Here is a 26331-nt window from a genome sequence, read left to right as displayed (position 1 = left end):
GGTTCCGATGTTGGCTCTGCCGTTGAACGTTCCGTCGCTCTTAAAAAGGAGGGCGTAGACGTTCTTCAGCGTTGTTGGCGCTTTGGTCATCGGACTGGAAACAGCAATGCTGTCCGCATCACTCGATACCAGTTCGTAGTAGAAGCCTGCTTGCGCGGCTTCGCTTTCCGGGGCTGCTTCTCGGATCAGCGCTCTCGTCTCCGGTATGGCTTCTACACCGGTTTTGAGCGTAAGCGTCAGGGTGTGTCCTGTTGTGGGGTCTTTTTCCGGTTCGTCGTCGTCGTTGCATGCGGTCAATGCAGGCAGCATTGCCAGCATTATCAGGAAACCGGTCGTAAGGTAGCGGGTTTTGATCGCTTTTGTTTGTTCCATAACTTTGAATTTAAAGAGTTAATATTAGGTTGAAAATTGAGAAATCCGTTCTGTAGAGGCTCTGTAGGTGTACGGAGGTTTTCCGTGCGGTACGGACACACGTTTTAGGCAGGTTGCAAGGGCAACCTGCTATGTTTTGATTGTTTTTTACGTGAAAAAGGCGGGTGGAGGAAAGGTTACGTTTTTTTTGCAAAATTTCCTTCTTCATGAAGAAGGACTGCGGAACATGTATGTTCCGCAGATATATGTCTTATACAAGGAATGTATTTCATCTTGTTTATGAGATGTTGCGGGGGCAAAGATAGGGATTTCTTGCGCGGTAAGGAAAAATATCTGCGTAAATCTGCGCTTGTTTGCGTTTTGAACTGTTGCTTTAATTTTCTTCCGCCGGCTGGTATAAATAGCGTTTGATGCTTCGCTTCGGTGTCTTTTCGAACTCTTCCTGATAAAGTTTGAAGCACGATACTTTGCTATAGGCAGGCATCTCGGTGTTGAGCAGGTCTACATTGGCCTGCATAAGTTTTTCTATCTCACTGTGCTGAATACCGGCTTTGTCTACCTGTTCCCAATCGGGGTAGATAAGGGCAATCAACTTGCCATTTTGCGAGATAATGATAGACTCTGCCACGTAAAGCATATTATTGAGACGGTCTTCTATTTCTTCGGGGTAAATATTTTGTCCGCTAGGGCCTAGTATCATGCTTTTGCTGCGTCCACGGATAAAGAGCGAACCGGTAGAATCTATGGTACCAAGGTCTCCGGTGCGCATCCAGCCGTCAGGCATCATTACGGCTTTGGTCGCTTCGGGGTTCTTGTAATATCCAAGCATTACGTTCATGCCGCGCACCAATATTTCGCCAACTTCATTTTCAGGATCGGAGGAGTCTATGCGTGCTTCCATTCTGTCTACGATGCGTCCTACGGAACCTTGTTCGAACACATCCCATTGTGCATACGAAACCAACGGACCGCATTCCGTCATTCCATATCCTACGGTATAACGGAAATTGATGGATTTAAGAAACGCTTCCACTTCTTTATTTAAAGCGGCTCCGCCTATAACAATCTCTCCGAAGTTGTTGCCGAAAGCCGTATTTAGCTTTGTTGCAATTGTATCACGTATTTTTTGATCGATGTAAGGAACCTTCAGTAAAAGTTTGATAAGCGGTTTCTCCAGCTCCGGAAATACTTTGTTCTTGACAATTTTTTCAATGATAAGAGGTACGGCCAGTATTAATGACGGTTTGATGGTAGCAAATGCTTCGGCAATGATTTTAGGACTTGGTGTACGGGTCAGGAAGTGTACATGGCATCCTTTGTTAACCGAATTCAGTATCTCGAATGCAAGTCCGTACATGTGTGCCATCGGAAGCATACATACAATATTGTCGCCCGGATGAATAAACGGTAAATTGTCGTATGCAAATTGCGTATTGCTCCATAAGCTGCGATAAGGAATCATCACCCCTTTCGAAAAGCTGGTTGTACCCGACGTATAGTTTAGTACGGCCAGTTCTTCTGGTTTTTCCAGATGATATTTTACATCGCCGGCGGTGAATGAACGGGGATACTTTTTCCCGAAATATTCATTGATACGTTCCCGCACGGTAGTTATTTCTTTATTCTTACTATGAATAATGGAAAAATTATCCAGCATCATAAATAATCTGACGTCCGGCATCATCTTTTCATTCATATTCTCCCAGTTGCTTGAAGCGGCAAGTACGGCCTTTGCTTCGGAATGGTTAACGATATGGTGTATGTTATCCGGCTTGAATTCGTGAAGGATGGGAACTGCAACAGCCCCGTATGCCAGTATGCCGAAAAAGCAGATAGCCCAGTTGGATGAGTTTCGTCCTACCAGAGCTACTTTATCTCCTTGTTTGATGCCCGCATGTTCTAATATTATATGGAACTTTTCTATTCGGCGGGCTACGTCTTTATAATGATATGTATGTCCGTTATAGTCGGAAAAAGCGGGCAAATCCCAATGCTCTTTTATGCTGTTCTCTATCAGCTCCAAAAAACGATTCTCCATGTTGTTTTATTTATATTGAGAATAACCAGAAAGTTAAAGTGAATGTTGCAAATATAGCAAAAAACATATATGTTTGTTCGGTATTGTAATATTCTTATTTCAGTATAATTAACCGGAGTAAAAGTAGGGTAGCATCGGCTATGTTACTTGTTTGCATAAATCAAAATACAAGATGGAGACAACAAATGCATTTGGCATGAACGACCGTATCAAACGGCTACGTAAACAAACGTTTGAAGCAGAACCTTCTCTTTCTATCGAACGTGCCCTTATCGAGACCCGTTTTTATAAGGAGAATGAAGGTAAATATCCGATACCTGTTCTCAGGGCATTAAATTTCCTCGAGATATGCAAACATAAAACCATTTATATCGGCCGGGATGAACTAATTGTCGGAGAGCGTGGCCCGTCACCAAAATCTGTTCCTACTTTCCCCGAACTTACTTGCCATAGTATAGAAGACCTGCATATATTGAATACGCGTGAATTGCAACGTTATACTATTTCCCAACAAGATATTGATACTTACGAAAGAGAGGTTATACCTTATTGGAAGGGACGTACGCAACGCGAACGAATCTTTAGCCATGTACCCGGGGAATGGAAATTGGCTTATGAGACCGGTATGTTCACGGAATTTATGGAACAGCGTGCTCCCGGCCATACTGCTTTGGACGGGAAGGTTTATAAATATGGTTTGTTGGATTTAAAAGAGCGGATTGCTTCCGGACTGGCTGCATTGGACTACATGAATGATCCGGAAGCTACCGATAAGCAGGAGGAGCTTACTGCCATGTCTATCTCCTGTGATGCTGCTATTCTTTTTGCAGAAAGGCATGCGGACATGGCTGATAAAATGTCTTGTGAAGAGAAAGACCCTAAACGGGCTTCCGAGTTGCGTAAGATTGCCGAAGTATGCCGTTGGGTTCCGGCTCATGCTCCCCGTACCTACTGGGAAGCAATTCAGATGTATTGGTTTATACATTTGGGTACAATTACGGAGTTGAACGGTTGGGATGCCATGAACCCCGGACATTTTGACCAGCACCTGGCTCCTTTTTATGAAAAGGAAATAGCTGAAGGTTCTTTGACGCGTGATGAAGCGAAGGAACTAATGTCGTGTTTCTTTATAAAAGTCAATAACCATACAGCTCCCCCTAAGGTGGGGATTACGGCTAAGGAGAGCGGGACATACAATGATTTTACAAATCTGAATATCGGAGGAATAAAAGCAGACGGTAGCGATGGGGTAAGCGAAGTGTCGTATATCATGTTGGAAGTGATAGAAGAATTGCATATTCTTCAACCCGGCAGTGCGATTCATGTCGGTACGCGTACACCGGAAAGGTTTTTGCGTGCCGGATGTAAAGTAATCCGCCAGGGACATGGTTATCCTTCAGTGTTTAACCCGGATGTTTATGTACAGGAACTAATACGGCAAGGCAAGTCGTTGCGAGATGCACGCGAAGGAGGATGTAGCGGATGTATTGAAGTAGGGGCTTTCGGTAAAGAGGCTTATGTGTTGACCGGTTATTTGAATGTTCCTAAAGTTTTGGAAGTTACTTTGCATAATGGCGTAGATCCTGTTTCAGGGCAGAAGGTCGGACTGGAGACAGGTAATCCGTGTGATTTTAAAAGCTATGATGAGTTATATGCTGCTTTTCTGAAGCAGATTCATTATTTTGTGGATATGAAAGTGCGTGTAAGTAATTATATCGACCGTATGTTTGCCAAGTATGCTCCGGCTACCTTTCTCTCTTTATTTATAGACGATTGCATCGCTAAAGGAAAGGATTACTATAACTGTGGGCCACGCTATAATACAACCTATATCCAGTGTACCGGCCTGGGAACTGTTACTGACAGCCTTTGCTCCCTGAAAAAGCATGTTTTTGAGGATAAGACATTTTGTATGGCTGAAATGCTGGAAGCCTTAACTACTAACTTTGAAGGTAAGGAGGCCATGCGCCAACGTATATTAAACAGGACTCCGTTCTTTGGAAACGACGATGACTATGCCGATCAGATTGCCGTAAAGGTTTACGACGATTTATATGATGCTATAGAGGGTAAGCCGAACACGAAAGGAGAGTGTTTCCATTTGAATATGCTATCAACTACCTGCCATGTCTATTTCGGCAAAGTGATGGGAGCTATGCCTAATGGAAGGCTGGCTGGCAAAGCCATATCGGATGGTACGTCTCCCTCGCATGGGGCAGATACGCATGGGCCTTCGGCTGTGGTTAAATCATTGGGTAAACTGGACCAGGTAAAAAGTGGAGGCACTTTACTGAATCAACGTTTTATGCCTTCCTTGTTGAAACGGGAGGAAGATATATCCAAACTCTGCTCTCTGATCCGTAGTTATTTTGCTATGGGAGGACATCATATTCAGTTTAATATAGTAGATACGGAGACGCTGTATGCTGCACAGAAATGTCCTGAAGAATACCGTGACTTGCTGGTGCGTGTGGCCGGCTATAGCGACTACTTTAATGATATGAATGCCGATTTACAAGCAGATGTTATTGCGCGTACGGAACAGGAAAGCTTTTAACTATGCTGGTTTTCGATATAAAGCGATATGCTATTAATGACGGGCCGGGCATTCGTATAACAATCTTTATGAAAGGATGCCCGCTGTCATGTGTATGGTGTCATAATCCGGAAGGAATATCCGGACAAAGAGAGAAACTTTATACAAAACAGAAATGTCTGGGCTGTGGTGCTTGTGTGGATGCTTGCCCCGGGCATGCTCTCCGGCTGACTTCAGAAGGTGTTTCTTCCGATGTTTCACTTTGTACGGTGTGCGGTAAGTGTGCGGATGTGTGTCCTTCGCTGGCAATGGAAATATCCGGTAAGGAATATACGGCCGACGAACTGATGAAAGAAATCAGGAAGGAAATACTTTTTATGGACTGCTCCGAAGGCGGGGTAACTTTCTGCGGAGGTGAACCGCTGATGCATCCCGATTTTTTATTGGAACTATTACAACGTTGTGGAAAGGAAGGTATTCACCGTGCTGTAGATACGACTTTGTATGCACGCCCTGAATTAGTTCGGCAAGTGATGGAACATACAGATCTTTTTCTTATCGACTTGAAACTGATGGATTCTTTTTGGCATAAGAAGTATTGTGGTGTGCCGAATGAATTAATTCTATCTAACCTGCGGATGGTAGCCGATGCCGGTAAAGAGTTCATTATCCGTATACCTTTGATTGAGGGTATAAATACAGATGAAGATAATATTCGTCAAAGCGCATCTTTCCTTGCTTCACTTCCGCAGCACCTTAAGGTTGTAAACCTACTGCCTTACCATGATATAGGTAAAAATAAACATGAGAAATTGGGTTCTGTTTATAATCCGGACCAATTTCCCATGTCAACTCCGTCAGAGAATCTACAACAGAAATGCGTAGAGATATTCCATTCGTACGGAATAAATGCAAAGATAGGGGGTTAATCGGTTACATCTTCTTTTTTCTTTAGCATACAGCCGTTATAATACTGGTATTTTAATCACTACTTTGCGGATGTTGCCTTGGCCGATGCCTGGCGCGTGGCCGTCTTCAGGAAAATAGATAACAAATTGTCCCGGATAAATCTTGGTGAAAGCGGTAGGACGATCTACATAAAAGGCAATGTCGTTGTCTTCGTTATAAGGAATCGACTCTTCTTTTAGCTCGCATCCGGCTTTCCATCCTATTTTCTCAACACCAAGCAACGGAGCTTGTATGTCGATATATTTTTTATGGGTTTCGATGGCGGCTTCTGCCTTTTCTTTGCCGAAAAGGCTTGCTATGGATGCTGTTATTTGCTTACCTTCCAGTTCATATTTGCCATCTTCTACTTTCGAAAAATCGGTTGATTTCAGGTAATCGAAAGCTTCTTTGAATAAAGGATGAAGACTTTCAAACCGTGCTGAATTACATAATGAATCTAGTATCATGGTATAATTTTTGTGTTTTTGTTTTTGGTAATTTTGTTGCCAAAGGTAACCATTTTCGGTGTACCTTTGTTATACATAATATAAATAAGGTGTAAAAGGTTATAAAGGATATTATATAATGAAAGACTTGGAAACAAAAGTTCTTCCGGTGTTGGAGATGAGTTGTGTCGTATGTGCCGGTAATGTCGAGAATACCGTAAAAGATTTGGTCGGCGTGGAGAAAGCTACTGTCAACTTTGCTGCCAATACGTTAAATGTAACTTACCATCCCGTTATAATCGATCTTAAACAGATAAGGGCTGCCATACAGGCGGCAGGATATGATCTGGTAATTGAAGAAGAAGATACAGAAGCTATACAGGAAGAAATGTCTCGTAGGCATTATTATAAATTGCGTCGTAATACGATAGGGGCGTGGTTGCTTTCTATTCCTTTGGCTTTGCTCGGTATGGTGTTCATGCATATGCCTTATGCCAACTGGATAATGATGGTACTGGCATTAACAATTATGCTCTTTTTCGGACGGTCATTTTATATAAATGGTGTCCGTCATGCGTTGCACGGGAGTGCCAATATGGACACTTTGGTTGCTTTAAGTACCTCTATAGCATTTGTATTCAGTTTGTTTAATACGGCCTATCCGCAATTCTGGTATGATAGAGGATTGGAACCGCATGTATACTATGAGGCATCCGGTGTAATTATCGCTTTTGTTCTTTTGGGGAAACTATTGGAAGAGCGGGCAAAGAATAGCACTTCTTCGGCCATTAAGGGATTGATGGGACTACAACCTAAAACGGCTCGTCGTGTTATAGACGGGAAAGAGGAAGAAGTACCTATTTCTTTGTTGCAGATAGGAGATGTAATTAGTGTCCGTCCGGGTGAAAAAATTCCTGTAGATGGTACATTGGTACAAGGGGCATCCTCTGTGGATGAAAGCATGCTCAGTGGAGAACCTATTCCTGTGGAAAAAACAAGCGGTGATCGGGTTTTGGCGGGAACTATCAATCAGAAAGGAGCTTTCACGATGGAAGCTACCGGCGTAGGTGGAGCTACGGTTCTGGCTCAGATTGTACAAATGGTGCAGGCAGCTCAGGGTAGTAAAGCTCCGGTTCAACGGATTGTCGATAAGATAAGTGCAGTCTTTGTGCCTGTAGTTGTAGGACTGGCGGTCGTAACGTTTGCGTGTTGGTTGTTGATAGGCGGCAGTAATTATTTCTCGTACGCTTTATTGTCGGCGGTCTCTGTATTGGTGATTGCTTGTCCCTGTGCATTGGGTTTAGCTACTCCAACAGCTCTGATGGTAGGTATAGGCAAAGGTGCCGAGCGGCATATTCTTATTAAAGATGCTTTTGCCTTGGAGAATATGTGTAAAGTGAATACCGTTGTATTGGACAAGACTGGCACTTTAACGGAAGGCATTCCCGAAGTAACGGATTCATTTTGGCCGGAAGGTTCCACACAACGATATTTGGATGTTCTATATACGGCGGAATTGAAGTCGGAACATCCTTTAGCTTCGGCTATTGTGCGTTCTACAGAAGCTTCCGGAGCGCAGACTTGTGATGTGGACAGCTTTGAAAGTATAACAGGCAGAGGAATCCGTGTGAATGTGGATGGCATGACTTACTGGGCTGGCAGTGCGGGGTTCTTGGAATTATTTGGTGCAACCGTATCTCATTTTACATCTGTACATATTGATAATTGGCAACAAGAGGGTAAAAGTGTTGTATATTACGGACGGAATGACGAAGTTCTGGCTGTAATGGCAATTGCCGATCGTATTAAACCGACTTCGGCTGCTGCTGTGAAAGAATTGACTAGGATGGGTATAGAAGTCCATTTACTTACCGGTGATAGTATCAAGACTGCAGAATCTGTAGCGTCTGCTTTAGGTATACGTTATTATAAGGCGGAAGTATTGCCTAATGACAAGGAGGAATATATAAAAGATTTGCAGAAAGCAGGTAAGCAGGTTGCTATGGTGGGTGATGGCATTAACGATTCGCAAGCCCTGGCACGTGCAGACGTTAGTGTTGCTATGGGGAAAGGTACTGATATAGCAATGGATGTAGCTATGGTTACTTTAATAACTTCAGATCTGCTGTTGTTGCCGGAAGCAATCCGTCTTTCCAAAAGTACGGTAAGGCTTATTCATCAAAACCTGTTCTGGGCCTTTATTTATAATTTGATCGGTATTCCTCTGGCTGCCGGAGTTCTGTTTCCTATAAACGGCCTGTTGCTGAATCCGATGCTGGCAAGTGCAGCTATGGCATTTAGTTCGGTATCGGTAGTGCTTAACAGCCTTCGGCTGAAGTGGAGTAAAATATAAACTTAAAAACAAATCGTATTATGTCTACATTGAAATTTAAGACGAATGCCAAATGTGGCGGTTGTGTGTCTGCCATTGGTGATAAGTTAAATAAGATTTTGAACCCGGGCAATTGGTCGATCGACCTGACGAAGCCGGAAAAGTTACTCATTGTAACAACCGAACTTCCTGCCACTACTATTATAGCTGCGGTAACTGAAGCAGGATTTAAGGCCGAACAGCTATTGTAAACGAGATGGTAAAACAACGACAAACCTACGGAGAAGAGCTAGCCAATGTGCTTACCCATGGTGCTGGTATGGTATTTGGGATGATAGCACTTGCTGTCTTAATATATAAAGCCGTTTATAGTGGCGATACATGGGCTATAGGGAGTGTGGCCGTGTATGCTGTATGTATGACGTTATCGTATGTTACTTCTACGCTTTATCATGCATCTGCCCATGCACGGCGTAAACGCCTGTTGAGGCGGTTCGATCATAGCGCTATTTATCTTCATATAGCCGGGACATATACTCCGTTTACATTGCTGGCTTTGCGTAATGAAGGATATTGGGGATGGAGCCTTTTTGCTACGGTTTGGATTGCTGCAATAATAGGAGTGTGGCTTAGCTTCCGCAAGATGAAGAAGAAAGACCATTTGAAAACCGTTTGTTATCTGGCAATGGGATGGGTAGTGGTTATTGCGTTCAAGCCGCTGGTAGATGTTTTCAGGCAAACCGGTTCTATGGATGTATTATACTGGCTTATTGCCGGAGGATTATCGTATACGGTTGGAACCATCTTCTTTTATTTGGATAGCCATAAGTATATGCACTCTATCTGGCACGTGTTTGTGTTGGGCGGATCTGTATGCCATTTCTTTGCCATTTATAATTTAGTATGAACTGTTCCCGGTGTCCGGAAAAAATCATCCCGATCATTTTTCAAAATCATCAGTATGATTAAAAAAATGATCGGGATGATTTTTGTGCATTCGTGAATAATATTTTTACTTTTGAGGTACGGAAACTTAAATCTGTTATAATATCATGAAAAAACAATTACTATTCGTGTTGCTTGCTGCCGGTATGTGCTACTTTCAGGAAGCAAAGTCACAAGAATTGCCCTCCGATGTAACGCCAAACTATACGTTGGCCCAACGTTTCACCGAAGATAAACTGAAGAATATGCTTTTCTCAACTACGGTGGATCCGCATTGGTTTCAGAAAGGAAATAGTTTTTGGTATGAGTATAAGACAACCAACGGCACAAACTGGTATGTAGTCAATCCTGCAACGAAGACAAAGCATCCGTTGTTTGATCTTGATAAGCTGGCTTCTGAAGTTACGGAAATAATGAAAACCCCGTTTACATCCCAGCACCTTCCCATACAAAAACTGGAAGCCCAAGCGGATGGTTCTACTTTTACGTTCCAGGTAAAGACCCCGAAAGACTCGGCCTATTTCTCATACAATTATAATACACGCAAACTGACAGAACTGAAAGATAAAAAAGAAGACAAATACCCTGAATGGGCTTCTATTTCTCCGGATGGCAAAACGGTGGTCTATGCCAAGGATATGAATCTGTATCGTATGTCGCGTGAGGATTATGAGAAAATAAAGAAAGACGGGAACGATAAATCCATTACAGAGATTCCTTTGACTACGGATTGTGTAAAGAGTTTCGGCTTTGGCGAACCTCGCAGCTTATTGAATACAGATACGCTTTGTAATGGCAAACGCCGTTATCCGGATGATTTGGTTTGGTCTCCCGACTCCCGCCATTTTGCCATTACACTGACCGATAGCCGTGCCGTTAAGGAGCTTTGGGTTATCAACTCCGTGGCAGAACCCCGTCCTACATTGGAAACCTATAAGTACCAAATGCCGGGAGAGGCAGAAGCTCCTGTTGAATACCTGCTTTTGTTTGACATGGATAATAACAGCTATAAGCAGATTGCTACATCTGCCTATAAAGATCAGACATTGCAGATTGCCCGTAAGCCTTTATTGGAGAAACAACGTGATATGAAGGAACAGCCCCGCTGCTGGGCGGGAGACAATAACCGTTTCTTCGTGACACGTTCGAGCAGGGATTTGCACCGTATTGATATATGCTCATATACGATTGGTGAAAGCGCTATCCGTCCTATAATAGAAGAACGTATGAATACCTATATCGAAGTCCGTCCGCTGGCCGCTATCAACAACGGAAAGGAATTGGTTCATTGGAGCGAACGCGATGGATGGGCGCATCTTTATTTATATGATGATCAGGGTAATCTGAAGAAACGTCTCACTTCCGGCCCCTGGCATGTAGACCAGATATTAAAAGTGGACGAAGCTAAACGCGTAGTCTATTTCCTGGCTAATGGAAAGGAGAAAGACGAGAATCCATATTACGAACATCTCTATCGTGTGAATCTGGATGGTAGCGGATTGCAGTTGATCTCCGCCGGCGATTACTTCCACGAAACCCGTATGGATGACGATTGCCAATACTTTGTAGATAACTATTCACGTGTTAATACTGTTCCGTCTTCCGACTTGTACGACAATACGGGACGTAAAATAATGTCGTTGGAACAGAGTGATTTCTCGCAGATGTTTGCTGCCGGCTATCAGTTTCCGCAACCTTTCAAAGTGAAGGCCGACGATGGCATAACCGACTTGTACGGGGTAATGTACAAACCTTTCGATTTTGATTCGACAAAAGTATATCCTATTATTGATTATGTATATCCCGGTCCACAGGTGGAGGCTACCGTGTACCCGTTTAAGGCCATGACGCCGCGTACCGACCGTTTGGCTCAGGCAGGCTTTATCGTTATCTCTGTTGGTAATCGTGGTGGACATCCCAGTCGCTCCAAATGGTATCACAACTATGGCTACGGCAACCTGCGAGACTATGGACTGGCCGATCAGAAGGCTGCTATCATGCAATTGGCCGACCGGTATAAATTTATTGATATCCATCGCGTAGGTATTCACGGTCATTCGGGTGGCGGATTTATGTCTACGGCGGCTATCCTGCAATATCCGGATTTCTTTAAGGTGGCAGTATCATGTGCCGGCAACCACGACAATAAGATTTACAACCGCTGGTGGAGCGAAACGCATCACGGCGTAAAGGAGGAAGTGACGGACAAAGGCGACACTGCTTTTGTGTACAATATCAAGAGCAACCCTGAAATAGCTAAGCAGCTAAAAGGCCATTTATTGCTTATTCACGGGGATATAGACAACAACGTACACCCGGGTAATACGCTTCGTGTGGTAAATGCTTTGATTCGTGCCAATAAACGTTTCGATATGCTTATTCTTCCGCAGCAACGCCACGGTTTTGGTGATATGAACGAGTATTTCTACTGGCGCCTGGTGGATTATTTCTCGCAGCATTTGCTGGGTACGTCTGAGACATCGGTAGATATACCGAACAGATAACAGACGGCTTACAATTCCAAACTCTTTGGAGTTATAAGTGCAGAGTGTTTGGAGTTATGGGTGCAGAGTCTTTGGAGTTATGGGTGCAGAGTCTTTAGAGTTATGGGTGCAAAGTCTTTAGAGTTATGCCTGCAGAGTGTTTGGAATTATCAGTCGAAAAGGAAGGGGGTGTGTCAAAAGTCGGAATTAAGGAACGCAGACTACGCAGACGGAGCGCAGAGAAACGCAGACCGTATTGATTATTAATAAAATCAGTCTGCGTTTTTCTGCGTGTTCTGCGTTATCTGCGTCCGGTAATAGCGTTTTGACACACCCCCTACCTTTTCGTATAAGAAGTTCTTTTTTACAGTCCGCTAAAGTCTACCCCTTCAAATACCAGCGATGGTATCCTCCAGCTTGAAGATGTGCGCGGATCATTGCCTGCCTCTGCCAGATTGCTCCACAAAGTAAGCATGTTTCCTGTAACATTCATTTCGGAAACGGGTTGTGCAAGTTTCCCTTTTTCGACCAGAAAGCCTTCTATACCATATGAGAAATCTCCGGTTGTACTGTTACAGTTACCTCCGTTGAAACCGGTCACAAGGATTGCCTTATCTGCAGACGCAATCAATCCGTTTAAATCTTTGTCACCCGGTTGCAGAGCCAGAATGGAAGGAGAAGCAATAGTTGGTTCCATATCCATCTTGTTTGCCGTGTAGGTATCGATATAATATGTTTTAAGAATACCGTTTTCGAATACAGGCAGTTTCTTGGTTGCCACTCCTTCGCCGTCAAAGTAACGCGCCCCCGATGCCCGGATAAGATGTGGTTCATCCATTAATGTAATCTTTTCTCCGATTACTTGTTGATTCAGTTTATCAAGTAAAAAAGAGTTGCGTTGCTGGATAGAAGAACCATATAGTGCGTCAATTACGGGAGATAGGAGACGGGCCGAGTTCATGTTGTCTACAATCATCGTGTACTTGCCTGATGCTATCTTTTTCTGTCCCAGTTTCCGGAAAACACGTTCAAGGGCTTTTACTCCGATTCCTTCCTTCATTAAAGTATCGTAATAGAGGGAAGAATCATACCAATATGATTCGGGGCGGGCATCGCCTTCGCCGCGGATACTTACGCTTGCCACCAAACTAAAAGACGAACCGCATGCGTCTCCTTCAAAGCCGTTGCTGGCAACCATATATTTAAAGTCCTTTTCGTCGCTGTACGAAGAATTGGCTGAGATAATGCGGTCGTCTTTTCCCATCATTTCTTCGCAGGTTTTCATAGCCAGGGCAACTTTGTCGTCCGGTTGGATAGAATCGAATTTGGGATCCAGCAACTGTAAGTCAGCACTGCCTCCTTTATAATAGAGGGAAGCATCCGGCAGGGTGCGTGCTTTATCTTCTGCCAGATAACGGGTAGAGTCGATTCCGTTACGGATAAACTTTTCCAATTCCTGCTTGTCCAGACGGTTCGTAGAAAATGAACCATAACGGCCGTCTACAAACAGGTGGATCACCAAACTGTTTTCCGAAGCCTGTTGCAGGCGGTCTATTTTCATGTCGCGAATTTCGAAAGAGCTGCTCGAACCATTGTACAGACTTACGCGCGATGCCTGGCAACCATTCTTTAACGCATATTCCATAGCCCACTGGGCTAGCTTTTTATTTTCTTTAGTTATCATATTAATTTTCTCCTCCTACAGTAAGTTTGCTAACTAAGGCAGACGGCATGCCACAGGTTACCGGACACGACTGGCCGTCCTTGCCACATGTCCACGTTCCGTTATCCATCTTGTAGTTGTTGCCAACCATTGTGATATTGGCTAGAGCTTTAGGCCCGTTGCCAATAATGTTGATATCTTTGATAGGTTGGGTCAGTTTTCCGTTTTCAATCAGATATCCGTCTTTTACGAAGAATGTAAAGTCGCCGGCGCCAATCTGTACTTGCCCGTTTGTAAAACTGGAAGCGTAAATACCTTTCTTGATTGTAGAGATCATCTCTTCCTCCGTTACGTTTCCGGCTTCCATGTAAGTGGCACGCATACGGGGAATAGGCATCTGACGGAACGATTCGCGACGGCCATTGCCTGTAGAACGGATTCCATAGTGCTTGGCACTGATGCGGTCGTGCAGGTAGCTTGTAAGAATACCTTCTTTTACGATGTATGTCTTTTGCCCTTCTATGCCTTCATCGTCTATATTTACAGAGCCGCGGTTAAACGGAATGGTTCCATCGTCTACCACATTGATATGCTCGTTGCATACTTTCTTATTTAGTTGATCGGAGAAGATGGATGTATTCTTCCTGTTGAAATCGGCTTCAAACGCATGTCCTATCGCTTCATGCAACAAGATACCTGAACCTCCGGCTCCCATTACAACGGGCATTTCTCCACCTTTAGGCTTGATGGCCTGAAAGAGTATAGACGTTTTATCTACTGCTTCTTTGGCTACTTCGTTAATAATATCATCTGCAAGGAATTCTGCTCCCATGCGGAATGCACGTGAGGCATACGAGTTTTCAATCTTACCATTGTCTTCCATAATACATACGGCTCCCAATGTTACCATAGGACGATAATCATAATACATCTGTCCTTCGGAGTTGCAGAACAGTATGTGTGAAGTCATGTCTCCCAATGAAGCCATTACCTTTTGCACCCGTTTGTCTAAAGCAAAAATAGCGTCGTTCAGTTTTTGCAGGTAAGGCGTTTTCTCTTTAACAGCAATTTCGTCCCAGGGTGTTTGCACGCCGTAGAAATTGTTGACAATAGGTTCTTCTGTGAGTTTGACAGGACCTTTGGTAGCTGTACTATTTGCAATCCTGGCTGCTGTTTGGGCGGCTTTCAACATATCGTCAAGCGAAATGTTTTCTACGTATGCATAACCTGTCTGATCTCCGGAAAGTACACGTACACCCATTCCAAAGTCTATGTTGGAATAAGCATGGTTTACTGCTCCATCCTGCAAACTGATATTATTGCGGTAAGAGTGTTCAAAGAAAAGATCTGCATAATCTCCTCCTTTTTCCAATGCTGCGGACAGCACTTTTTTCATGTCGTTTTCACTTAAACCGAAATGGTTTAATGCAAATGAGATACCGGCCGCTTTATCAGCAGTGTTACCGGTACAACTTCCTAGAAAAGAGGGGGTCGCTAAAGAGCCAAGCATAACCATACCTCCTGTTTTAATAAAATCACGTCTGTTGTATTTCATATTGTTTTATATGTTACGTTCTTTTGCCCATTTCATTACATTTGCCGGCGGACGTTGTGCTAACAGTTCTTTTTTCATGAAGTCCATATAAGGAGCTACATGGTGGAAGAATTTCTTATAGCCTTTACACAAATAATTCAAGCCGGGTTCGCCGGATGTCGTATGCATGAAGCGGTTTTTGGGACATTCGCCATTGCAGGCAAAGAGGTACTCGCATTCTTTGCATTGTAATGGCAGCTTATCGTGTTTATCTGTTCCGAACTTTAGCTGGCGTTGGCTGTACATCATTTCTGTTAATGTCTGCGTTTGGATATTACCCAATTTATATTCGGGGAAAACAAAGTGGTCGCAGGCATATACATCGCCATTGAACTCCATTACGCCTGCATGTCCACAGTTCTTGGCAAGAGTACAGATTCCGGGTTGCTCGCCTATCCAGTTGGCTAGTGTGGAATCGAACAGTTGGATGTAGTATTTACCCACATCTTCTTTGAGCCATTCATCAAAAATGGTACACAGGAAGTTGCCCCACTTACCAGAGTCTACCGAGAATGATGCTAATTTGATATTCGCATCCTGCTGTTCGGGAGAAGTCAGTTGCGTGCCATCTGCGTGTTGCGAGAGGCGTTCTACAATGGGGGCAAACTGTATGTAACGGCAGTCTATTTCTTTAAAGAAATTGTAAAATTCAAGCGGGTAATCTACATTATAGTCGTTTACCACTGCCATTGCGTTGTATTCCACTCCGTGTTTTTTCAGCAATTCGATGCCTTTCATCACTTTGTAAAAGGAGGGAAGACCTTGCCGGTTTCGGCGGTATTCGTCATGAAACTCCTGTGGCCCGTCGATAGAGACACCTACAAGAAAGTTGTTCTCTTTAAAGAAGCGACACCATTCATCGTTCAGCAACGTTCCGTTTGTCTGGATACAGTTGTCTATCTGCCGGCCGTGGGCATACTTTCGTTGTAGTTCTAGTGCTTTTTTATAGAAGCTGATCGGACGCATTAATGTCTCTCCTCCATGCCAGGTGAAAAGAACTTGCTGCATGGTTTGACATTCCAGATATTCTTGGATAAACTTTTCCAGAAGTTGGTCTGTCATAATATGATTTTTAACTTCAGGGTACAACTTCCCTTTCTCCAGATAGTAACAATACTTACATGCTAAGTTACAAACTGAACCAACCGGCTTCAACATCACGTATACAGGTTTCGCAAACGGTGATATATAGGGATTATCCATAGGTGTTTTTATACGAATATGTATTGAATTACAAAGTTATGAAAAATATTAGATTAGCCTCTCATATACGTAATAAGTTAACCGAAAACAGTGGAATCATTTCTTTTTTATGGTTCGTTTGTAATCTGTTACAAATCCTTCGCATAACCAGTTGGCTAATGCCTGACGGTTGTCGCTAAGCACAAGGCGCTTTTGATCGTCACTGTTTTGTATATTACCCAGTTCTACAAACGCTGATACAGGAACCGTATGGTTGAGTACGTATAGGCTTCGTTTCTCGACTGTCCCTTTAAAACCTCGTCCCGGTTGATGCTTGTTGTACTTGCTGTTGAAAGTGGAACGGAGAGTTTTTGCCAGTTGTTTACTTTGTTCGCTTTTTAAAGAATGATAGAAAAATACATCGGTTTGTTTTCCCTTATGACGACTATCCACATGAATAAAGAGTGCCCGTCGATAAGATTCTTTATCTTTTTTATATAGTCCGTTAATCTTATTGCAACGTTGTTCCAGTCTTCTGAATTGGCTGAAAGGGATTGTGCTGCCCATACAAGTTTCTCGCTTGCTGTTGTTCAGGTATTTGGCGTTGCGTATGCCATCTTTGGGGTCTTGTATTATGATGTGTACTTTTGCTCCTTTCATTAATAAATTTCTGGCTAGCCGGAGCATGATATCGTAGGCATATTCATCTTCATGCAGCTCTGTTTTCCCGACTTTGCCAATAGCGCCCGGATCGGGACCTCCATGGCCGCTTACCAAATAAAAACATGCGTCTTTTAGTTCAGACGATGTTACGTTGTATCGTGCCAGTTCTTTACCGAATAACGGTTCGTAATTTTTGCGCCTGGTAACGGCTGTGTTCTTTTGTAGTGGAGGCAAGGTGTATTTTACACCCATACGCAGGGTGTTACCTTTCCCTAATTTGTTTTTATTTAATTCAATGAACTGTTTGTAATGCTCTTTGCCGGTACGGTTGTGTCGTTTGAGGAATAAAGTAATCCCTTCTCCTGATTTAGGAACTGCTTTCTCTTGTGCGCTTAATGTATATGCTGATATTAAAAATAGAACGATTAATACGAATGTTATCTTTTTAAAGGCCATACCCTGTTTTTTTTGTGCAGTAAAGATACGTATTTCTGTGTTAACAGGAACCAAAATGAATTATTAAAAGGAAAAAGCGCGGAACTATCTTACTGGCTTTTCTGTTTCATAGATATAAGAAATAATTATATTAATCATTTAAAATAAGTTGGTTATGAAAGATTTACTTTTAGGCTTAGGGCTTGGTGTTATTGTTGGGTATATGATCCGCCGTATGGAAGATCATGGTGATTTTGATTGTTTGCATGATGATCTGGATAAATTTGCCGATAAAACGAAACGAGCTGTTAAGAATGCGGTAGATGCCGGTAAAAATCAGGTAGAATATGTTAAAGATAGGGTTGAACATGTTACAGGTGCTGCGAAGAATAGTACATCAAATTAAGTAACGTAATAAATTGTTTTGTGAAGAGAATGCAGGAAGGATACTCCTGCATTCTCTTGTTTCCTTAAAATAGGGTAGTTAGTCTCTTGTATATCTCTTTGGTGATATAAATATCATACGAAGCATCATGAAGTTTTGTAGGGTCAAGCTTTATTCCTAATGTACGTGCTACGGTTTCTTGTTTGAAATCGGTCATGCTTGGACGTTTATCCAATAAGTGCTGGCTGGCTAATACCATTACATCTATCGAGTTTACCCAAAACCACGAATAAAAGAAATTGTCCCCGTTCTGAACGAAAAAAGCTTTTAGAAAATAATTGTCAAAAGAAGCATTGTTATAACCAACAAGGAAAAATTTGTCTTTCTTATCATACTTATCTATATATTTGGACAGCAAGCCTACAAATTTACTATATATTTCCCCCATTGGGGGATAAGACAGTATTTGTTCTTTGGTTACATTGCATATTTTCAGAGCTTCTTCTTCTATATCGCATTTCGGATGGGGGCATACATTGAAGTTGAAAGATTCTTTCGTAACGCCATCTATGATAATTTCTCCACTTAGTTGATGGATTCCGTTACGCCAGTATTTGATACCTGTTGTTTCCAGGTCGAAAAATAGTAGTTTCATAGTATTTGTGCCATGTTAGAAAATATAAATTTTCCGTAAAGGTAAGAATTTTATAGTATCCAATATGGTGCGGCGGGAAAATACAATGATATTATCTGCTACTTTGGTTATAGACAGGAGCGGAAACAACAATGATTTAGAAAAGATCCCGATGGTTTCGAAAAAACATCGGGATCTTTTTATAAAATCATCGGGACGGTTTTAAAATACCTGCATAGCGTTTTTAACTGATGTTACACCAATCAAACGATCATATCTTGTCCCCATCGGGTGATAATATACATAAATTGAATATTCGTTTTCCGTTTGATAGAAATTTCCTTCGATAGGAGCGGTTTCTCCAACAGTTTGCCCATCCGGAACAAACAGATATTGATAGTTGTAACTTCCTTGCTTTAATAATACAGCTTTTTCGTATTGGTTTGTTTCCGGGTTATAGTCCATTTTACTATTGTTGTCTAATACATTATTATATAGCTCTCCGTTTAAATAGACATTCCCTTCAGGGATTTCATCGCAAGCTAATGTGAAGTGAACTATAAAATAATCGGCTTCCGTGTCGGGATCATTACAGTTGCTGCAACGAATAAAAAAGCGTCCGTCCTGATCCTGGTCATACTGGTAACTTTCGCTGGTGCGTTTGTAATCTTTCATAAGTTCCACATTATAATACGGGTTGTGGAAAGTGATATTTTGTATATGCATACCGTTATATTTGTTGCTCAGAAACTCCATACGCCGGTATTCATTTCCTGCTTCAAATATGAGTTTTGGGTTGTTGGAATAGGTGATTTGGTTTTCCAGGATAGACATAGGTTGTAATCCTGTTACTGCATTATCGCGGCGATTGTCTTGGTACACCCATATTTTCAGGTCGGTTTGCGGATAAGGAATTGAAAAGTTTTTGTTGTTGATGGCAAAGCTTACCTGCTGGTGGCTTTGGTTTGTGTCAATGTCAGTGTTGCCACTAACGGAGGCAGAAACCCCTACGATAGGTTCTACAACAGAAAAACAAGCCGTAAATACTATTGCAGCGGGATTATCTTCCTTATATACTGTAAGAGCATAATTCCCTGATACTTTTGGTTGCACATCTTCATTCGGTATAAGAAGACGATAGTTGGTGTATTGTACGGTAGTACCCATTGAATTTGCAAAATCATCGATTGTCATACCTTGAAAACCATTCATGTATTCAATAGGAGAAAGGATAGACTTCGTCCAATCGGCATTACAATGGATCAAAGAATAAGCATAACGTACTCCTCCTGAATTCAATGCATCAAAATTTATTTCTATACGATCTTCTCCGTTTAATTCGATACATGGATTAGAAAACATTTCTCCGGCAACCTTTACCTGGAGCGTTTTTATTTGCTTGTTGCTAACGTTTGTATAATACGTCGTTTGTTGTGCTTTCACCGGTATTCCGATGAAGCAGAGTAGCATTATTAGTGTACCAAATACTTTCATTTTCTTTATTATTTCTTTGCCGGTGCAAAATTATGGAATTATTTCTCTAATTATTTCTCTAAACCTGCTTTTAAGCATAAAAAAATGTTTACTTTTGCGGGAAAATTACATATAAACAATTTTAGTTGTATCATGGCAAATGTGATAAAGATTAAAAAGGGTTTAGACATTAATCTGAAGGGCAAAGCTTCGGATGTACTGTTAAACGGAGGAAATAGTGCCACGTATGCTATTGTCCCCGATTATTATAACGGTATTATCCCTAAAGTTGTTGTCAAAGTAGGAGATAAAGTCAAAGCAGGTTCTGTATTAATGATTGACAAGAACCGTCCCGAAATCAAGTTTGGTTCGCCAGTAAGTGGTGAAGTAACTGCCGTAAACCGAGGAGAAAAGCGTAAAGTGCTGAACATTGTTGTAAAGCCGGATGCGCAGATCGAATATGAAGAATTCGGCAAAAAGAATGTAGCCTCGCTGAATGGTGAAGAAGTAAGAGATGCTATCTTGAATGCCGGCTTGTGGCCTTGTATCAAACAACGTCCGTATGACATTGTTGCAACGCCTACCGATTTTCCGCGTGACATTTTTGTTTCTGCGTTTTATTCGGCTCCGTTAGCTCCAGACTTCGATTTTATTATAAAAGGACAAGAAGCTGATTTTCAGACAGGATTGGATGCTCTTGCTAAACTTACCACCGGAAAGGTATATGTTGGAATAAGGAGAGGTTCTTCCGTAAAAGCAAATAATGTTGAAATTATAGAAGTGGAAGGTCCGCACCCTGCAGCTAATGTAGGGGTACAGATTAATCATGTTAAGCCTATTAATAAAGGGGAAGTTGTTTGGACCGTTAATCCTGCTGATGTTATTATGATCGGACGCTTATTTAATAAAGGTGTTGCCGACTTTAGCCGCTTGGTTGCGATAACAGGTTCTGAAACGACAGAAAGAGGATATATCAAAACAATAGCCGGATGTACAATCGAAAGTCTTGTAAAAGGTAAGATATTGAATAATAATGAACATGTTCGTATTATCAGTGGCAATGTATTGACCGGTACTAAGGTTTTGAATGACGGCTATCTGGGTGCATACGATAATCAGATAACTATTATTCCTGAAGGTGATGATACTCATGAGTTCCTGGGTTGGGGTGTTCCCGGTTTTGGAAAGTATAGTACAAGTCATTCTTATCTGACCTGGTTGTCTGGCAAAAACAAAGAATATGTTATAGATGCCCGTATTAAAGGTGGTAAACGTGCCATGATCATGTCTAACGAGTATGATAAAGTATTCCCTATGGATATTTATCCGGAATATCTGTTGAAAGCGATTATTGCTTTTGATATTGATAAGATGGAAAACCTGGGTATATACGAAGTAGCTCCTGAAGATTTTGCTTTATGCGAATTTGTAGATACTTCGAAGATAGAAATACAGAAAATAGTACGCAATGGTCTTGACCTGATGTACAAGGAAATGAATTAATAACATTAAAAATTAGAATACATTGAAAGCGTTAAGGAATTATCTCGACAAGATTAAGCCTAACTTTGAGGAGGGCGGAAAGCTGGCGATGTTCCGTTCTGTGTTTGATGGTTTCGAAACATTTTTGTTTGTTCCGAATACAACATCAAAATCAGGCGTACATATTCATGACAGTATTGACTCAAAGCGCACAATGATAGTTGTTGTGATTGCTTTGTTGCCTGCTTTGCTTTTTGGTATGTATAATGTCGGCTATCAGCATAACTTGGCAGTAGGTGCTGATCCCGGATTTTGCATGACTTTTATTTTTGGTCTTTTGGCCGTATTGCCTAAGATCATTGTTTCGTATGTAGTTGGTTTGGGTATAGAATTTGCTGTTGCTCAGGCTAAGAAGGAGGAAATTCAGGAAGGTTTCCTTGTATCCGGTATCTTGATCCCGATGATTGTTCCGGTGGATACTCCATTGTGGATGATTGCTGTAGCTACTGCATTTGCTGTAATATTTGCTAAGGAAGTATTTGGAGGTACAGGTTATAATGTATTTAATGTGGCATTAGTAACCCGCGCATTCTTGTTCTTTGCTTATCCGGCAGCAATGTCCGGCGATCAGGTTTGGGTTCGTACTACTGATACATTTGGAATTGGAGGCGGTCAGGTTGTAGACGGATTCTCCGGTGCAACTCCATTAGGTCAGATTGCTGTTGCTCCGAATGATATGGTTGGTTCTTTCCAAGCCGTTGATGTTTTGGGACATCCGCTTACAACTATGGATGCATTTATCGGATTGATACCGGGTTCTATCGGTGAAACTTCTGTTTTGGCTATTTTAATTGGAGCAGCCATCTTATTAATTACAAAGATTGCTAGTTGGAAAACTATGATTTCTGTATTTGTTGGTGGAGCATTCATGGCTGCAATATTTAATATGATCGGTAGTACGGTAGCAATGGCTGTGACTCCTCTTGATCATTTGTTTTTAGGAGGTTTTGCTTTTGGTGCTGTGTTTATGGCAACAGACCCTGTAACATCAGCCCGTACGGAAACAGGTAAATATATCTACGGTTTCCTTGTTGGTGCTATGGCTATTATTATCCGTGCATTGAATCCTGGTTATCCTGAAGGTATGATGTTGGCTATCTTGCTGATGAACGTATTTGCTCCGTTGATCGATTATTATGTAGTGGAAGCTAATATTACCCACAGATTGAAACGTAGTATTACAATGAATAAATAAGAAGGAGTATGGCTACAAAGAAATTTAGATGTAAAGTATGTGGCTATGTCCACGAAGGAGATAAGGCGCCTGACGTGTGTCCTATTTGTGCAGCTCCTGCTTCAGAATTTGAAGAAGTAAAGGCTGAGAAGAAAGGAATAGACCGTAATAGTAATGCTTATACTATAATATATGCATCCGTAATGGTTGTATTAGTTGCAGTTGTGCTGGCTTTTACTTCTCAATCCCTGAGATCTTTCCAGCAAAAGAATGAAGAAAACGATAAGAGACAACAGATTCTTCGTTCTATTAATGTAACGGTTCCTGCTTCTGAAGCCGAAGCCAAATATAATGAATTGATTAAGGAAGCATTCTTAGTTAATGAAAATGGTGAAAAAGTAGAAGGTGACGCATTTAGCGCTGATGTGGTGAAAGCAGCAGCAGAACATGAGTATCCGGTATTTATTGCAAATGTAGACGGTAAAACCAAATATATTCTGGCTTTGCACGGTGCAGGGCTTTGGGGACCGCTTTGGGGTTACATCTCTTTGGACCAGGATAAGAATACAGTTTATGGCGCAGACTTTAGCCACCAGGGAGAAACTCCGGGTCTGGGTGCTGAAATTTCTAAGCCTGCGTTCAGCAAAGAGTTTGTTGGTAAACATATTTTTGTAGATGGTGTATTCAAGTCAATTGCTGTTGTCAAACCAGGAAAGAGTGTTGCCGGTCAGGATTATATTGACGGCATCTCCGGTGGTACAATTACAAGTAAAGGTGTTGATGCCATGTTGTTCAATAGTTTGAATGGCTATGTTAAGTTTTTAACTTCACAAAATCAGTAAAAAATGGGATTATTATCTAATAAGAATAAGGAAACGTTGTTAGGCCCGTTGAGTGCAAACAACCCCGTTATCGTTCAGATGCTGGGTATATGTTCTGCATTGGCTGTAACATCAAAACTGGAGCCGGCTATTGTAATGGGTATTTCAGTAACGGCTGTCGTGGCTTTTGCCAATGTAATTATATCACTGCTTCGTAATACGATTCCTAATCGTATACGTATTATTGTTCAGTTGGTAGTTGTTGCGGCTTTGGTAACAATTGTAAGTGAAGTTCTGAAGGCTTTTGCTTATGATGTCAATAAGCAATTGTCTGTATTTGTAGGTTTGATTATCACAAACTGTATTCTGATGGGACGTTTGGAAGCATTTGCTTTGGGTAATGGTCCGTGGGAATCTTTTCTGGACGGTATCGGTAATGGTTTAGGATATGCGTTGATTCTGATTATTGTTGGATTCTTTCGTGAATTACTTGGTTCTGGTACATTGCTGGGCTTCCAGGTTATCCCGCAGGCATTTTATGACTTCGGCTATGTAAACAACGGGTTGATGATTCTGCCTCCTATGGCCCTGATCGTTGTCGCCGTAATTATATGGGTTCACCGTTCACGTAACAAAGAACTACAGGAAAATTAAGAAACCATTAAACAGAAAATAGAATGGAACAATATTTAAGCACATTTGTCCGCTCAATCTTTGTTGACAACATGATTTTCGCATACTATTTGGGTATGTGTTCGTTCGTGGCTGTTTCTAAGAATGTGAAGACTGCTTTAGGATTAGGTATGGCGGTAACATTCATCCTTGTTTGTACATTGCCTATTAACTATATGCTTGAGAACTATGTATTGAAAGAAGGAGCGCTTAGTTGGTTAGGGGCTGATTTTCAGAATGTAAATCTGAGCTTCCTCTCATTTATCCTCTTTATTGCTACAATCGCTTCTTTTACACAGTTAGTTGAAATGGCTGTCGAAAAATTTTCACCGTCATTATATGCATCATTGGGTATATTTTTACCTCTGATCGCTGTAAACTGTGCTATCTTGGGTGGTTCGTTGTTTATGCAGCAGAAAGCATTCCCTAACGTGGGAGTTGCTACTGTTTATGGCTTAGGTTCTGGTATCGGATGGATGCTGGCTATTGTTGGTATGGCTGCAATCCGTGAGAAATTGACTTACTCAGATATCCCTAAACCATTGAAAGGTCTGGGTATTACCTTTATCATTACAGGTCTGATGGGTATTGCATTTATGTGCTTCTCCGGACTTAAGATCTAAGTATTAACGCATTAAATCAGAAATAAAGATGACTTTATTAATGTCTGGCGGACTTACTATTGCAACAGGGGCAGTTGTATTCCTTTTGGTTACACTGATCCTTGTAGGTGCATTGTTGTACGCTAAAGCAAAATTGGTACCGTCCGGTAATGTGAAGCTGGAGGTAAATGGGGAAAAAGAAATAGAAACTCCTATAGGTGGAACGCTGCTTGGCGCTTTGCAGAGTGGCGGTATTTTCTTGTCGTCAGCTTGTGGTGGTGGTGGTAAATGTGGACAGTGCCGTGCTCAGGTTATTGAAGGCGGTGGTGAAATTTTGCCAACAGAAAAGGGATTTTTCTCTCGTAAGCAGGTGAAAGATAATTGGCGTTTGGCATGCCAGTGTAAAGTAAAGGAAAATATGACTGTTCAGGTTCCGGATGAAGTATTCGGTGTTAAAGAATGGGAATGTGAAGTTATCAGCAATAAGAACGTTGCTACTTTTATCAAAGAATTTATCGTTGCTTTGCCGAAGGGAGAACACATGGACTTTATTCCGGGTTCTTATGCCCAGATTAAGATTCCTGCTTATTCTATGGACTATGACAAGGATATAGATAAGAACTTAATTGGCGACGAATATATGGGAGCCTGGAAAAACTTTGGTTTATTCGGCTTGAAATGTAAGAATGACGAGCCGACTATCCGTGCTTATTCAATGGCTAACTATCCGGCAGAAGGCGATCGTATCATGTTGACTGTACGTATTGCTACTCCGCCGTTCAAACCGAAAGATCAGGGTCCTGGATTCCAGGATGTAATGCCAGGTATCGCGTCTTCTTATATCTTTACCCTGAAGCCGGGTGATAAAGTGACTATGAGCGGCCCTTATGGTGATTTCCACCCGATTTTCAACTCTAAGCGCGAAATGATGTGGATTGGTGGTGGTGCCGGTATGGCTCCTCTACGTGCTCAGATTATGCATATGACGAATACTTTGAAGACTACGGATCGTAAGATGTCGTACTTCTACGGTGCCCGTGCATTGAATGAAGTATTTTATTTGGAGGACTTCCTGTCAATTGAAAAGGAATTTCCTAATTTTACATTCCATTTGGCATTGGATCGTCCGGATCCTGCTGCAGATGCTGCAGGTGTAAAATATACGGCAGGTTTTGTTCATCAGGTAATTTATGATACTTATTTGAAGGATCATGAAGCTCCTGAAGATATAGAATACTATATGTGCGGTCCGGGCCCAATGTCAAAAGCTGTAGAAAATATGCTTGATAATCTGGGTGTTCCGCGTGAGATGTTACACTTCGATGATTTCGGAGCTTAAAGATAAATCACGGTTTATTTATTACGGGGAAAGGAGAACATTCTTTCCCCGT

22 protein-coding genes are annotated in these 26331 nt (G+C 41.9%); 13 read left to right on the top strand and 9 right to left on the bottom strand.

All coding sequences use genetic code 11. The features are described 5' to 3' along the window. Together C4S38_RS03160 and C4S38_RS03155 are read right to left on the bottom strand one after the other, a co-directional pair. Positions 1-372, bottom strand: a 372-nt coding sequence (locus tag C4S38_RS03160) for a hypothetical protein (protein ID WP_146059440.1), incomplete at its 3' end; no start/stop codon positions are given. Positions 373-745: 373 nt separating this feature from the next. Beyond that, positions 746-2410, bottom strand: a complete 1665-nt coding sequence (locus C4S38_RS03155) for an AMP-binding protein (protein WP_103982518.1) — start codon at positions 2408-2410, stop codon at positions 746-748. A gap of 172 nt (positions 2411-2582) precedes the next feature. Between C4S38_RS03155 and hypD the strand changes: the two genes are divergently transcribed. Beyond that, a complete protein-coding gene (gene hypD / locus C4S38_RS03150) occupies positions 2583-4967 on the top strand; it encodes a trans-4-hydroxy-L-proline dehydratase (RefSeq protein WP_103982517.1) in 2385 nt (794 codons plus the stop codon). Positions 4968-4969: 2 nt separating this feature from the next. Further along, positions 4970-5875, top strand: coding sequence for a glycyl-radical enzyme activating protein (locus C4S38_RS03145; RefSeq protein WP_103982516.1), 906 nt, complete (start codon positions 4970-4972; stop codon positions 5873-5875). A 36-nt stretch (positions 5876-5911) separates the two neighbouring features. Here the strand turns inward: C4S38_RS03145 and C4S38_RS03140 are convergent, their stop codons facing one another. Continuing rightward, on the bottom strand, positions 5912-6361 hold the full coding sequence (locus tag C4S38_RS03140; protein WP_103982515.1) for a YhcH/YjgK/YiaL family protein: 450 nt from the start codon (positions 6359-6361) through the stop codon (positions 5912-5914). Positions 6362-6479: 118 nt separating this feature from the next. On the opposite strand from C4S38_RS03140, the gene C4S38_RS03135 reads away from it, so the two are divergent. From C4S38_RS03135 to C4S38_RS03120, 4 genes are all read left to right on the top strand, one after another. Further along, the gene (locus tag C4S38_RS03135) at positions 6480-8693 is read left to right on the top strand and encodes a heavy metal translocating P-type ATPase (protein WP_103982514.1); all 2214 of its coding nucleotides are present in this window, start codon (positions 6480-6482) and stop codon (positions 8691-8693) included. A 20-nt stretch (positions 8694-8713) separates the two neighbouring features. Continuing rightward, the gene (locus C4S38_RS03130; protein ID WP_099465315.1) at positions 8714-8923 is read left to right on the top strand and encodes a heavy-metal-associated domain-containing protein; all 210 of its coding nucleotides are present in this window, start codon (positions 8714-8716) and stop codon (positions 8921-8923) included. A 5-nt stretch (positions 8924-8928) separates the two neighbouring features. Beyond that, entirely contained in the window at positions 8929-9579 is a 651-nt protein-coding gene (trhA, locus tag C4S38_RS03125; RefSeq protein WP_103982513.1) for a PAQR family membrane homeostasis protein TrhA, read from the top strand. Between the two features lie 145 nt (positions 9580-9724). Continuing rightward, positions 9725-12121 carry a S9 family peptidase gene (locus C4S38_RS03120; protein ID WP_103982512.1) on the top strand — a complete coding sequence of 799 codons (2397 nt, stop codon included), beginning with the start codon at positions 9725-9727 and terminating at the stop codon, positions 12119-12121. Between the two features lie 343 nt (positions 12122-12464). Here the strand turns inward: C4S38_RS03120 and C4S38_RS03115 are convergent, their stop codons facing one another. From C4S38_RS03115 to C4S38_RS03100, 4 genes are all read right to left on the bottom strand, one after another. Continuing rightward, entirely contained in the window at positions 12465-13784 is a 1320-nt protein-coding gene (locus C4S38_RS03115) for a TldD/PmbA family protein (RefSeq protein ID WP_103982511.1), read from the bottom strand. A 1-nt stretch (position 13785) separates the two neighbouring features. Then, on the bottom strand, positions 13786-15318 hold the full coding sequence (locus C4S38_RS03110) for a TldD/PmbA family protein (protein ID WP_103982510.1): 1533 nt from the start codon (positions 15316-15318) through the stop codon (positions 13786-13788). Positions 15319-15324: 6 nt separating this feature from the next. Further along, entirely contained in the window at positions 15325-16560 is a 1236-nt protein-coding gene (locus tag C4S38_RS03105) for an anaerobic sulfatase-maturation protein (protein ID WP_103982509.1), read from the bottom strand. Between the two features lie 96 nt (positions 16561-16656). After that, positions 16657-17658, bottom strand: coding sequence for an N-acetylmuramoyl-L-alanine amidase family protein (locus C4S38_RS03100; protein WP_103982532.1), 1002 nt, complete (start codon positions 17656-17658; stop codon positions 16657-16659). Between the two features lie 154 nt (positions 17659-17812). Between C4S38_RS03100 and C4S38_RS03095 the strand changes: the two genes are divergently transcribed. Next, positions 17813-18043, top strand: a complete 231-nt coding sequence (locus tag C4S38_RS03095) for a hypothetical protein (RefSeq protein ID WP_099465309.1) — start codon at positions 17813-17815, stop codon at positions 18041-18043. Positions 18044-18107: 64 nt separating this feature from the next. Here C4S38_RS03095 and C4S38_RS03090 read toward each other — a convergent pair whose 3' ends face one another. Both C4S38_RS03090 and C4S38_RS03085 read right to left on the bottom strand, forming a co-directional pair. Next, a complete protein-coding gene (locus C4S38_RS03090; protein WP_103982508.1) occupies positions 18108-18677 on the bottom strand; it encodes a 3'-5' exonuclease in 570 nt (189 codons plus the stop codon). A gap of 201 nt (positions 18678-18878) precedes the next feature. After that, positions 18879-20150, bottom strand: coding sequence for a type IX secretion system plug protein (locus tag C4S38_RS03085; protein WP_103982507.1), 1272 nt, complete (start codon positions 20148-20150; stop codon positions 18879-18881). A 132-nt stretch (positions 20151-20282) separates the two neighbouring features. Between C4S38_RS03085 and C4S38_RS03080 the strand changes: the two genes are divergently transcribed. From C4S38_RS03080 to nqrF, 6 genes are read left to right on the top strand one after another with little or no spacing between them, the layout of a single operon-like run. Then, the gene (locus C4S38_RS03080; protein ID WP_103982506.1) at positions 20283-21632 is read left to right on the top strand and encodes a Na(+)-translocating NADH-quinone reductase subunit A; all 1350 of its coding nucleotides are present in this window, start codon (positions 20283-20285) and stop codon (positions 21630-21632) included. Between the two features lie 22 nt (positions 21633-21654). Beyond that, positions 21655-22866 (top strand): NADH:ubiquinone reductase (Na(+)-transporting) subunit B, encoded by a 1212-nt coding sequence (locus C4S38_RS03075; RefSeq protein ID WP_099465305.1) that lies wholly within the window; start codon positions 21655-21657, stop codon positions 22864-22866. A gap of 8 nt (positions 22867-22874) precedes the next feature. Then, the gene (nqrC, locus tag C4S38_RS03070; RefSeq protein WP_103982505.1) at positions 22875-23687 is read left to right on the top strand and encodes an NADH:ubiquinone reductase (Na(+)-transporting) subunit C; all 813 of its coding nucleotides are present in this window, start codon (positions 22875-22877) and stop codon (positions 23685-23687) included. 3 nt (positions 23688-23690) lie between these two features. Next, the gene (locus tag C4S38_RS03065; protein ID WP_099465303.1) at positions 23691-24320 is read left to right on the top strand and encodes an NADH:ubiquinone reductase (Na(+)-transporting) subunit D; all 630 of its coding nucleotides are present in this window, start codon (positions 23691-23693) and stop codon (positions 24318-24320) included. 23 nt (positions 24321-24343) lie between these two features. After that, complete coding sequence (nqrE, locus tag C4S38_RS03060) at positions 24344-24961, top strand: NADH:ubiquinone reductase (Na(+)-transporting) subunit E (protein ID WP_099465302.1); 618 nt, start codon at positions 24344-24346, stop codon at positions 24959-24961. 28 nt (positions 24962-24989) lie between these two features. Beyond that, complete coding sequence (gene nqrF, locus C4S38_RS03055; protein ID WP_103982504.1) at positions 24990-26279, top strand: NADH:ubiquinone reductase (Na(+)-transporting) subunit F; 1290 nt, start codon at positions 24990-24992, stop codon at positions 26277-26279. Positions 26280-26331 lie beyond the last annotated feature (52 nt).

It is taken from the genome of Parabacteroides chinchillae (genome assembly GCF_900108035.1).
Taxonomy (GTDB): Bacteria; Bacteroidota; Bacteroidia; order Bacteroidales; family Tannerellaceae; genus Parabacteroides; species Parabacteroides chinchillae.
This window is presented reverse-complemented; position numbering and strand designations above follow the sequence as displayed.

Coding starts and splice junctions, on each gene's coding strand:
- C4S38_RS03155 (WP_103982518.1), bottom strand. CDS start 2,410: ATGGAGAATCGTTTTTTGGAGCTGATAGAGAACAGCATAAAAGAGCAT.
- hypD (WP_103982517.1), top strand. CDS start 2,583: ATGGAGACAACAAATGCATTTGGCATGAACGACCGTATCAAACGGCTA.
- C4S38_RS03145 (WP_103982516.1), top strand. CDS start 4,970: ATGCTGGTTTTCGATATAAAGCGATATGCTATTAATGACGGGCCGGGC.
- C4S38_RS03140 (WP_103982515.1), bottom strand. CDS start 6,361: ATGATACTAGATTCATTATGTAATTCAGCACGGTTTGAAAGTCTTCAT.
- C4S38_RS03135 (WP_103982514.1), top strand. CDS start 6,480: ATGAAAGACTTGGAAACAAAAGTTCTTCCGGTGTTGGAGATGAGTTGT.
- C4S38_RS03130 (WP_099465315.1), top strand. CDS start 8,714: ATGTCTACATTGAAATTTAAGACGAATGCCAAATGTGGCGGTTGTGTG.
- trhA (WP_103982513.1), top strand. CDS start 8,929: ATGGTAAAACAACGACAAACCTACGGAGAAGAGCTAGCCAATGTGCTT.
- C4S38_RS03120 (WP_103982512.1), top strand. CDS start 9,725: ATGAAAAAACAATTACTATTCGTGTTGCTTGCTGCCGGTATGTGCTAC.
- C4S38_RS03115 (WP_103982511.1), bottom strand. CDS start 13,784: ATGATAACTAAAGAAAATAAAAAGCTAGCCCAGTGGGCTATGGAATAT.
- C4S38_RS03110 (WP_103982510.1), bottom strand. CDS start 15,318: ATGAAATACAACAGACGTGATTTTATTAAAACAGGAGGTATGGTTATG.
- C4S38_RS03105 (WP_103982509.1), bottom strand. CDS start 16,560: ATGGATAATCCCTATATATCACCGTTTGCGAAACCTGTATACGTGATG.
- C4S38_RS03100 (WP_103982532.1), bottom strand. CDS start 17,658: ATGGCCTTTAAAAAGATAACATTCGTATTAATCGTTCTATTTTTAATA.
- C4S38_RS03095 (WP_099465309.1), top strand. CDS start 17,813: ATGAAAGATTTACTTTTAGGCTTAGGGCTTGGTGTTATTGTTGGGTAT.
- C4S38_RS03090 (WP_103982508.1), bottom strand. CDS start 18,677: ATGAAACTACTATTTTTCGACCTGGAAACAACAGGTATCAAATACTGG.
- C4S38_RS03085 (WP_103982507.1), bottom strand. CDS start 20,150: ATGAAAGTATTTGGTACACTAATAATGCTACTCTGCTTCATCGGAATA.
- C4S38_RS03080 (WP_103982506.1), top strand. CDS start 20,283: ATGGCAAATGTGATAAAGATTAAAAAGGGTTTAGACATTAATCTGAAG.
- nqrC (WP_103982505.1), top strand. CDS start 22,875: ATGGCTACAAAGAAATTTAGATGTAAAGTATGTGGCTATGTCCACGAA.
- C4S38_RS03065 (WP_099465303.1), top strand. CDS start 23,691: ATGGGATTATTATCTAATAAGAATAAGGAAACGTTGTTAGGCCCGTTG.
- nqrE (WP_099465302.1), top strand. CDS start 24,344: ATGGAACAATATTTAAGCACATTTGTCCGCTCAATCTTTGTTGACAAC.
- nqrF (WP_103982504.1), top strand. CDS start 24,990: ATGACTTTATTAATGTCTGGCGGACTTACTATTGCAACAGGGGCAGTT.